The organism is Dietzia sp. E1, from assembly GCF_014145015.1.
Lineage (GTDB): Bacteria > Actinomycetota > Actinomycetes > Mycobacteriales > Mycobacteriaceae > Dietzia > Dietzia cinnamea_A.
This window is the reverse complement of the sequence record NZ_JAALDU010000142.1, coordinates 1-7149: the sequence shown is the minus strand read 5'-3', so window position 1 is coordinate 7149 and position 7149 is coordinate 1. Positions and strand designations below refer to the sequence as shown.

Sequence of the window (7149 nt, the reverse complement as noted above, 5' to 3'; positions counted from 1 at the left end):
CGAGCAGATGCCCGCCTTCTCCGCGCCCGGCGGGGTCAAGCTCTCCGCGGGCTGGCTCATAGAGCGGGCCGGTTTCGGGAAGGGGCACCCCTCGTCGTCGTCCCCCGCCCGACTGTCCACCAAGCACACGCTCGCGCTGACCAACAGGGGCTCGGCGACGTCCGACGACATCGTCGCGCTGGCGCGCGAGGTGCGCGACGGCGTGCGGGAGGCGTTCGGCGTGGAACTGCACCCCGAGCCAGTGTGGGTGGGCTGCCACATCTGACCGGTCCGCCCGGCCGTGGGATTCCGCCGCCAGCCGCGGGGTGGGCTCCGGCGCGGGTGAGCCCCGGCACCCGCGGGGTGGGCCGCCGACCTCGCCGCCCGGCGCGCCGGCTGTTCCTGGCACGCTGGTCCCAGGCCTTCTAAGCTCGTCACGCCCCCGCGCGCCCGCCCGGCGCCGCCGTTTTCCCTGGAGAATCGCCCGTGGACCTGTTCGCGTATCCGGTGTCGCTCGTCATGAAGTTCTGGCACTGGGCGCTGAGCTTCGTGGTGGACCCCGACTCGGGCGTCGCCTGGGTGGGCTCCGTGCTCCTGCTGGTGGTGACCGTGCGGCTACTGCTCCTGCGGTCCATGTGGCGGCAGCAGTACTCCATGCGCAAGATGGCGCAGCTGGCTCCCAAGATGAAGGAGCTGCAGAACAAGTACAAGGACCGCAAGTCCCCCGAGGACCGCCAGGAGCAGGCCAAGGAGATGCAGGCCCTGTACGCCGACGCCGGGGTCAACCCCCTGGCCGGCTGCCTGCCGCTCCTCGTGCAGATCCCCGTGTTCCTGGGCCTGTACTACGTGCTGCTCAACTTCTCGCCTCCCGGAAAGTCCATCGAGGAGGCCTCGCAGATGACCAACGGGGCGTTCGGCCCCGATCAGGTGTCGTCGTTCCTCAACGCCGAGATCTTCGGCGTGCCCCTGGCGTCCTACATCCGCATGCCGCAGGAGGTCATGGACTCCCTGCACCCCGGGCTGGTGCGCGAGGACATCCTCATGCTGGCCGTGCCGCTGTTCGTGCTGGCCGGCATCGCGACGTTCATCAACATGTGGAACTCCTTCCGCCGGCAGAAGGCCGCCAAGGCCGCCGAGCAGGCCGCCCTGGCCCGCGTGGACGCCGAGGAGCGCGCCGGCGGCCCGGTCGTCGACGGCGAGGTGCTCGAGATCGACGGCGAGAAGCCCGCCGCACCCGCTCCCGCGACCACCGGGGCCGCTGGCGCGGCCGCCGGCGCCGGGCCGGACGGCAAGCCGCAGGACTTCCAGTCCATGGCCGAGCAGATGACCGAGTCGATGAACCAGTCGATGAAGATCATGATGTACCTGTTCCCGTTCTTCCCGATCGTGGGCGCGTACTTCTTCAACTTCCCCATCGCGATCGGCCTCTACTGGCTCACCAACAACATCTGGACCGCCGTGCAGTCGCACATCTTCATGGAGAAGCTGGAGAAGGAGCTGCCCATGAGCAGCCGCGAGGGCCTTCCCCCCAGCGCGTTCATGTAGTCCGGCCCGCACCCCGCGATTGGATGTACTCAGCGCGGAAATGGTCGTAACCATCCAGGCGATTTCGCCGAAAACCCGTGATGGTTACGACCAGAATCCGCCAGGGCGGGCGTCAGCCCTGGCGACGCCGAGCGCAGCGCGCCGAAGCCGAGCCGACGGCGGGTGCGAGGGAGACCGAGGCCGCTCCACGACGAGCACCCCTCCGAACCATTGCCACTGCCGCGCGGCGGGCGTAGTCTGCTCGGCGTACGTCGGCAGCTGCACGGCGCGACCCCGGGAGACCGGCGCCGCGAGGGGCACGGCCGAGAACCCGAGACGAGGAGATCCGAGGACAGTGCTCGACCCCAGGTGAGACCCGGCCCATCCGCCACCTCCCTGGAGCATGTATGTCATCCCTCGTCCTGTCGGACGTCGCGTACGCGTTTCCCGACGACACCCCGCTTTTCGACGGCCTCGACCTGAACCTCGGTCCCGGCCTCACCTCACTCGTCGGCCGCAACGGCGCGGGCAAGAGCACCCTGCTGCGCCTCATCGCCGGCGAGCTGCGTCCGACGCGCGGGTCGATCAGCGTCGGAGGAGAGCCCGCCCTGCCGCCCACGGTCGCCTACCTTCCGCAATTGCTCGCCGACGCGCCCGCGGAGCGCACCCTCGCCGACGAGCTCGGTGTGGGCGGGAAGCTGGCGGCGTTGGCGCGGATCGAGGCGGGGGAGGGCGACGACGACGACTTCGCCCGCCTCGCCGACGACTGGTCGATCGCCGAGCGGACGGGCGCGCTGCTCGCCGAGTTGGGCCTGCCCACGGACCTGGGCAGGTCGGTGCTCGCGCTGTCCGGCGGGGAACGCACGCTCGGCGCGCTGGCAGGTCGGCTCCTCGGGCAGCCGCGGGTACTCCTGCTCGACGAGCCCACCAACAATCTGGACTCGAGGGCGCGAGCGCGGCTGTTCGCGTCGATCGACCGGTTCGTCGCCGGCGGGCAACGCATCGCGCTCGTGGTGAGTCACGACCTGGGCCTGCTCGAGCGGGCCGGGACGACCGTCGAGATGCGGGCCGGCCGATGCCGGGTGTTCGGTGGGCCGTACTCGCACTACCGCGAGGTGATCGAGTCCGAGCAGGCCGCCGCGCTGCAGAGTCTGACCGGGGCCCGCAATGACCTCCGCGCGCAGAAGCGGGACAAGGTCGAGGCGCAGGTCGTGCTGGCGCGGCGCGAGCGGTACGGCCGGAAGATGGAGGCGAACAAGCGCGAGCCCAAGGTCGTCATGGGGATGCGCAAGCGGCAGGCCCAGGAGTCCGCGGCACGCTACCGGGCCACGCACGCGAAGGGCGTGGAGCAGGCGCAGGAGCGGATGCGCGAGGCCGACGCCGCCGTGCGACGCGAGGAGTTGTTGCGCGTCGACCTGCCCGATCCCGGGCTCCCCGCGGGCCGGGTCGTGCTGGACGCCGACGATCCCGTCGCCGGCCGGATCCACCTCGTCGGCCCGGCGCGGGTACGACTGGCCGGTCCGAACGGCAGCGGCAAGACCACTCTGCTGCGGCGCCTGTTCGGTGAGGGCGTCGCGGGGCCGCGCTCACGCGGGGCCGGCCGGGGTGGCGACGACGACGAGGTCGTTCACGTCCCGTGGGCCCTGCTTCCGCAGGATCTTCGCGTCGAGCATCCGGAGTGGTCGGTCGTCGACGCGATCCGCGCGGTCCGCCCCGAGGCGCCGGCGGAGGAGGCTCACGCCCACGCGGCGCGGCTGCTGTTCCTCGGCGACGCAGGGTTCCGCCGGCTCGGGGACCTGTCGGGTGGTGAACGCCTTCGAGCGGCGCTCGCGGCGAGGCTGTTCGCCCGGCCGGTCCCGCAGCTGCTGATCCTCGACGAGCCGACCAACAATCTGGACCTGGAAGGCGTGCAGGTGCTCGCCGATGCCCTCTCCGGCTGGCGGGGCGCGCTGCTGCTGGTCAGCCACGACGACGGCTTCTGCGACCGCGTGGGGGTGGACGACGTGATCACCCCGCGGTGAGCCCCGCCCCACGATGGTGAGCCCCGGCCCACCGCGGTGGGGCGTGCGTCAGACGGCGCCGCCGGCCACCGACGGCGGGGTCCCGGTGTTGGTGGAGGCGTCGTTCTCGCGGGCGAGGTACTCCTCGATGCGGAACCAGTCGTCGGCCGCGCGCTCGGCGATCGTGACGAGCGTGTTCATGTTGGCGACCTCCTCGACCTGCTCGCGCAGGAACCACAGCATGAACTGCTCGCCGAGCGGGTCGGACTCGGCGCGGGCCGCCTGGAACATGTCCTCGATCTGCCGCGTCACCTGCTTCTCCTGCTCGAGCGCGAGGCGCAGCGCGTCGGCGGGGCCGCTGAACCGGGCCTCCGGGGCGGGGACGGCGGGGATCGTGACGGGGATGTCGCGGTCGAGCATGTACTGGACCATCATCATCGCGTGGTTCCGCTCGCCGAGGCTGTGCGAGTAGAAGCGACCGGCGAGCTGCGGCAGGTCCTGCGCGTCCGCCCACACTGCGATCGCGACGTACTGCTGGCTGGCGGCGAACTCGTGACCGACCTGAGCGGAGAGGAGATCGACGAAGGTGTTCTTGTTCCTGGCCATGGCGGGCCCCTTTCAGTAGGGGGCCAGACTATGGCGATGTCCGACGTTTTACCAGGTCAGATAGCCTAACCTCCCTTTGGGTTGGACAGGCTCACCTACCGATGTCAGCTCCGGTGCGCACGCATCGCGGAGTGCTGATCGCGGGGCTTCACCACGATCTGGTCCAGGTTGACGTGCGAGGGCCTGCTGGCCACAAAGCCGACGATCTCCGCCACGTCCTGCGCGACCATCGGGGTCAGCCCACGGTAGACGGCGGCCGCCTTGTCGTCGTCGCCGTCGAACCGCACGCGCGAGAACTCGGTCTCGACCATGCCGGGCGCGATCTCGGTGAACCGCACCGGCTGGCCGAGGTGCTCGCCGCGGAGGGTGCGGTGCAGGACGGCCTGCGCGTGCTTGGCGGACGTGTAGCCGGAGCCGTTGTCGTAGGACTCGATCGCGGCGATCGAGGTGATGGTGACGACCAGCCCGTCGCCCGTCTCGACCAGCACCGGCATGAGCCCGCGCACCATGCGCAGCGTGCCGAGGACGTTGGTCTCCCACATCCAGCGCCACTGGTCCTCGTCGGCGTCCATCACGCTGGTCGTGCCCTTGGCGCCGCCGGCGTTGTTGACCAGCACGTGCAGCCGCGGGACGGCCGCGCAGAACGCCTCGCACGAGTCGGCGTCGGTCACGTCGAGCGGCATGGCCGTGCCCCCGATCTCGTCCGCCAGCGCCTGCAGCCGCTCGACGCGCCGCGCGCCGATCACCACGTGGAAGCCCATCCGCGCCAGCTCGCGCGCGGTCGCCTCCCCGATCCCGGACGACGCCCCGGTCACCACGGCGACGCGGGTCTCGGCGGGCAGGGCGGACAGGCGGTCTCGGGCGGCGGAGTGCTCGGTGCTCATGGCGACAAGAGTAGGCGGCGGGTCCGACACCGACCGCGGCATGCGTTCGTCGTGGGTGAAAAACGTGCGACGACGACGAGGTCTAACGCCCCCGGCCGGTGACCATCTCGACGAGCCCGCGCACCGCGCCCTTGGCCATGTCGGCCTTGGAGAAGTAGTCCTGCCAGCCGCACACCCGGCCATCGCGGACCTCGAGGCGCCCGCACACCCAGAACCCGACGCGCAGTGGCCCGACGCCCAGGTAGTCGGTGCGTTCGGTGAGCACCACCACCGGGGCCTGCGGGTTGGTGGGGTCCGCGGGCGCCGACACGGCGAGATGGTGGATGTCCACGCCGAAGTCGATGCTCCGGTTCATCGCGGAGATGGCACCGACGACCGCGCGCTTGCCACGCATTGTCGGCAGGCCGACGTTGGCCCACCACACGTCGTCGGTGAGCAGGTCCGCGGCGGTCGCGGTGGAGCCGGCCATGAGGGCATCGAAGAACGTCCGGACCACCACGTCGGGGTCGGTCCTGGTGCTGGTGACTGCCATCTCCCCACGGTAACCGCCGCGGGCGCGGAACGGGTGCCGATCGTGTGGGTGGATGGCGGTGAACGGGCGTGCTGCGTGATCCGGGTGCCGGGGCCGGGGGAGGGCCGCGCAGGAGCACACCGCCGCCGCGCCCCGACTGGCACGATGTGCCGTATGAGCTCCGATGCGACACCCGCTACCACCGACGCCCTCTCCGGCCAGCCCGCCCACGGCCGACCCGCCCCGGGCCGGGCGTACACGACCGACCTTCCCGGCACGGCGCACGGCGTCGCGTCGGCGGTGTCGTCCGACGGCACGACCATCGCCTACCGCGTGCTCGGCGACCCGGCCTCCCGGCCCCTCGTCCTGATCCACGGCTGGGCCCAGTCGAGCTCGAGCTGGGGCGCCGAGCTGCTGGGCGAGCTCGCGCAGCGGTTCCGTGTGGTGGCGATCGACCTGCGCGGTCACGGCCACTCCGACGTCCCGGCCGGCGGCTACGACTCGCCGCAGCAGTGGGCCGACGACGTCGAGGCGGTGCTCGACTCCGCCGGGATCACCGAGGGCTCGGGCGCGATCCTGCTGGGCTGGTCCTACGGCGGGGTCGTGGTCGCCGACTACCTGGCCGCCCGCGGTGAGGGCCGGGTCGGCGGGATCGTGCTGTGCGGCGCGGTCACCTCGCTCTCCCGCTCGGCGGGCGGCGCGATCGGCCCGGCCATGAAGGAGGTCACCTCGGGCGGGGCGTTCGACGAGAAGCCGTCGGTCGCACTGGCCGCGTTCACCAGCTTCGGCAACGCCATGATGCGCTCGGGATCGGGCCCGGACGGGCAGCGGATCCTGGGACTGTCGCTGTCCACGCCGCCGGCGGTTCGGCAGGCGCTGCTCACGCGCCGCGTCGACAACGACGACGCCCTCCGCGCCCTGAGCATCCCGGCCCTGGTCATCCACGGGGCCCACGACGGGGTGGTGCTGCCGTCGGCCGGGCAGGCGAACGCCGAGATGATCCCCGGCGGCCGCTACGTCGAGTTCGCCGAGTCCGCCCACGCCCCGTTCCTCGAGGAGACACCCCGCTTCCTCGCCGAGCTCGACGCCTTCGCCGCCACTCTGTAAGCCTGCCGCCCGCCCGCCGGGCACCCGGCCGACGTGCACGCCCGCGCGGGCGGGGGCACAATCGAGCGGGTGACCGTCTCCGAGCTCGACCGCGGCGTCGCGCACCCGCTGCCCCGACGCATCGCGGTGTTGTCCTTCCACACCTCCCCGCTCGCCCAACCGGGCACGGGCGACGCCGGCGGACTCAACGTCTACGTCCTGCAGACCGCCCGCCGGCTGGCCCGCCGCGGCGTGGAGGTCGAGATCTTCACCCGCGCCACCCACTCCTCCCAGCCGCCCGTCGAGGAGGCCGGCGACGGCGTGCTCGTCCGCAACATCGTCGCCGGGCCGTTCGAGGGCCTGCGCAAAGAGGACCTGCCCACGCAGCTGTGCCCGTTCGTCGCGGGCGTCATGCGCGCGGAGGCCGGGCACGCGCCGGGGCACTACGACCTCATCCACTCGCACTACTGGCTGTCCGGTCAGGCCGGGTTGGTGGCGTCCGAGCACTGGGGCGTGCCGCTCGTGCACACCGCGCATACCCTCGCCGAGGTCAAGAACG

General features: G+C 71.9%; 7 protein-coding genes and 1 pseudogene. 5 read left to right on the top strand and 3 right to left on the bottom strand.

Going from position 1 to position 7149, the window contains the following annotated elements; genetic code table 11:
- From murB to G6030_RS06015, 3 genes and pseudogenes are all read left to right on the top strand, one after another.
- Positions 1–265: pseudogene (gene murB, locus G6030_RS06025) on the top strand (UDP-N-acetylmuramate dehydrogenase); the annotation flags it as partial.
- 200 nt (positions 266–465) lie between these two features.
- The gene (gene yidC / locus G6030_RS06020) at positions 466–1524 is read left to right on the top strand and encodes a membrane protein insertase YidC (RefSeq protein WP_182642507.1); all 1059 of its coding nucleotides are present in this window, start codon (positions 466–468) and stop codon (positions 1522–1524) included.
- 386 nt (positions 1525–1910) lie between these two features.
- Positions 1911–3524 (top strand): ATP-binding cassette domain-containing protein, encoded by a 1614-nt coding sequence (locus G6030_RS06015; RefSeq protein ID WP_182642506.1) that lies wholly within the window; start codon positions 1911–1913, stop codon positions 3522–3524.
- A 48-nt stretch (positions 3525–3572) separates the two neighbouring features.
- Here the strand turns inward: G6030_RS06015 and G6030_RS06010 are convergent, their stop codons facing one another.
- The 3 genes from G6030_RS06010 to G6030_RS06000 all read right to left on the bottom strand — a co-directional run bounded on the left by G6030_RS06010 (position 3573) and on the right by G6030_RS06000 (position 5525).
- A complete protein-coding gene (locus G6030_RS06010; RefSeq protein ID WP_007632120.1) occupies positions 3573–4109 on the bottom strand; it encodes a ferritin in 537 nt (178 codons plus the stop codon).
- Between the two features lie 104 nt (positions 4110–4213).
- On the bottom strand, positions 4214–4993 hold the full coding sequence (locus G6030_RS06005; protein WP_182642505.1) for an SDR family oxidoreductase: 780 nt from the start codon (positions 4991–4993) through the stop codon (positions 4214–4216).
- An 82-nt stretch (positions 4994–5075) separates the two neighbouring features.
- Positions 5076–5525: a limonene-1,2-epoxide hydrolase family protein gene (locus tag G6030_RS06000; RefSeq protein WP_182642504.1), complete on the bottom strand. Its 450-nt coding sequence runs from the start codon at positions 5523–5525 to the stop codon at positions 5076–5078.
- A gap of 153 nt (positions 5526–5678) precedes the next feature.
- Between G6030_RS06000 and G6030_RS05995 the strand changes: the two genes are divergently transcribed.
- Both G6030_RS05995 and G6030_RS05990 read left to right on the top strand, forming a co-directional pair.
- A complete protein-coding gene (locus G6030_RS05995; RefSeq protein WP_182642503.1) occupies positions 5679–6611 on the top strand; it encodes an alpha/beta hydrolase in 933 nt (310 codons plus the stop codon).
- A gap of 69 nt (positions 6612–6680) precedes the next feature.
- Positions 6681–7149: glycosyltransferase (locus tag G6030_RS05990; protein ID WP_182642502.1), on the top strand; the 469-nt coding region annotated here is incomplete at its 3' end.

Bases quoted from the DNA above. Each gene is read 5' to 3' on its own strand.
- G6030_RS06015 (WP_182642506.1), top strand. From the start codon at position 1,911: ATGTCATCCCTCGTCCTGTCGGACGTCGCGTACGCGTTTCCCGACGAC.
- G6030_RS06010 (WP_007632120.1), bottom strand. From the start codon at position 4,109: ATGGCCAGGAACAAGAACACCTTCGTCGATCTCCTCTCCGCTCAGGTC.
- G6030_RS06005 (WP_182642505.1), bottom strand. From the start codon at position 4,993: ATGAGCACCGAGCACTCCGCCGCCCGAGACCGCCTGTCCGCCCTGCCC.
- G6030_RS06000 (WP_182642504.1), bottom strand. From the start codon at position 5,525: ATGGCAGTCACCAGCACCAGGACCGACCCCGACGTGGTGGTCCGGACG.
- G6030_RS05995 (WP_182642503.1), top strand. From the start codon at position 5,679: ATGAGCTCCGATGCGACACCCGCTACCACCGACGCCCTCTCCGGCCAG.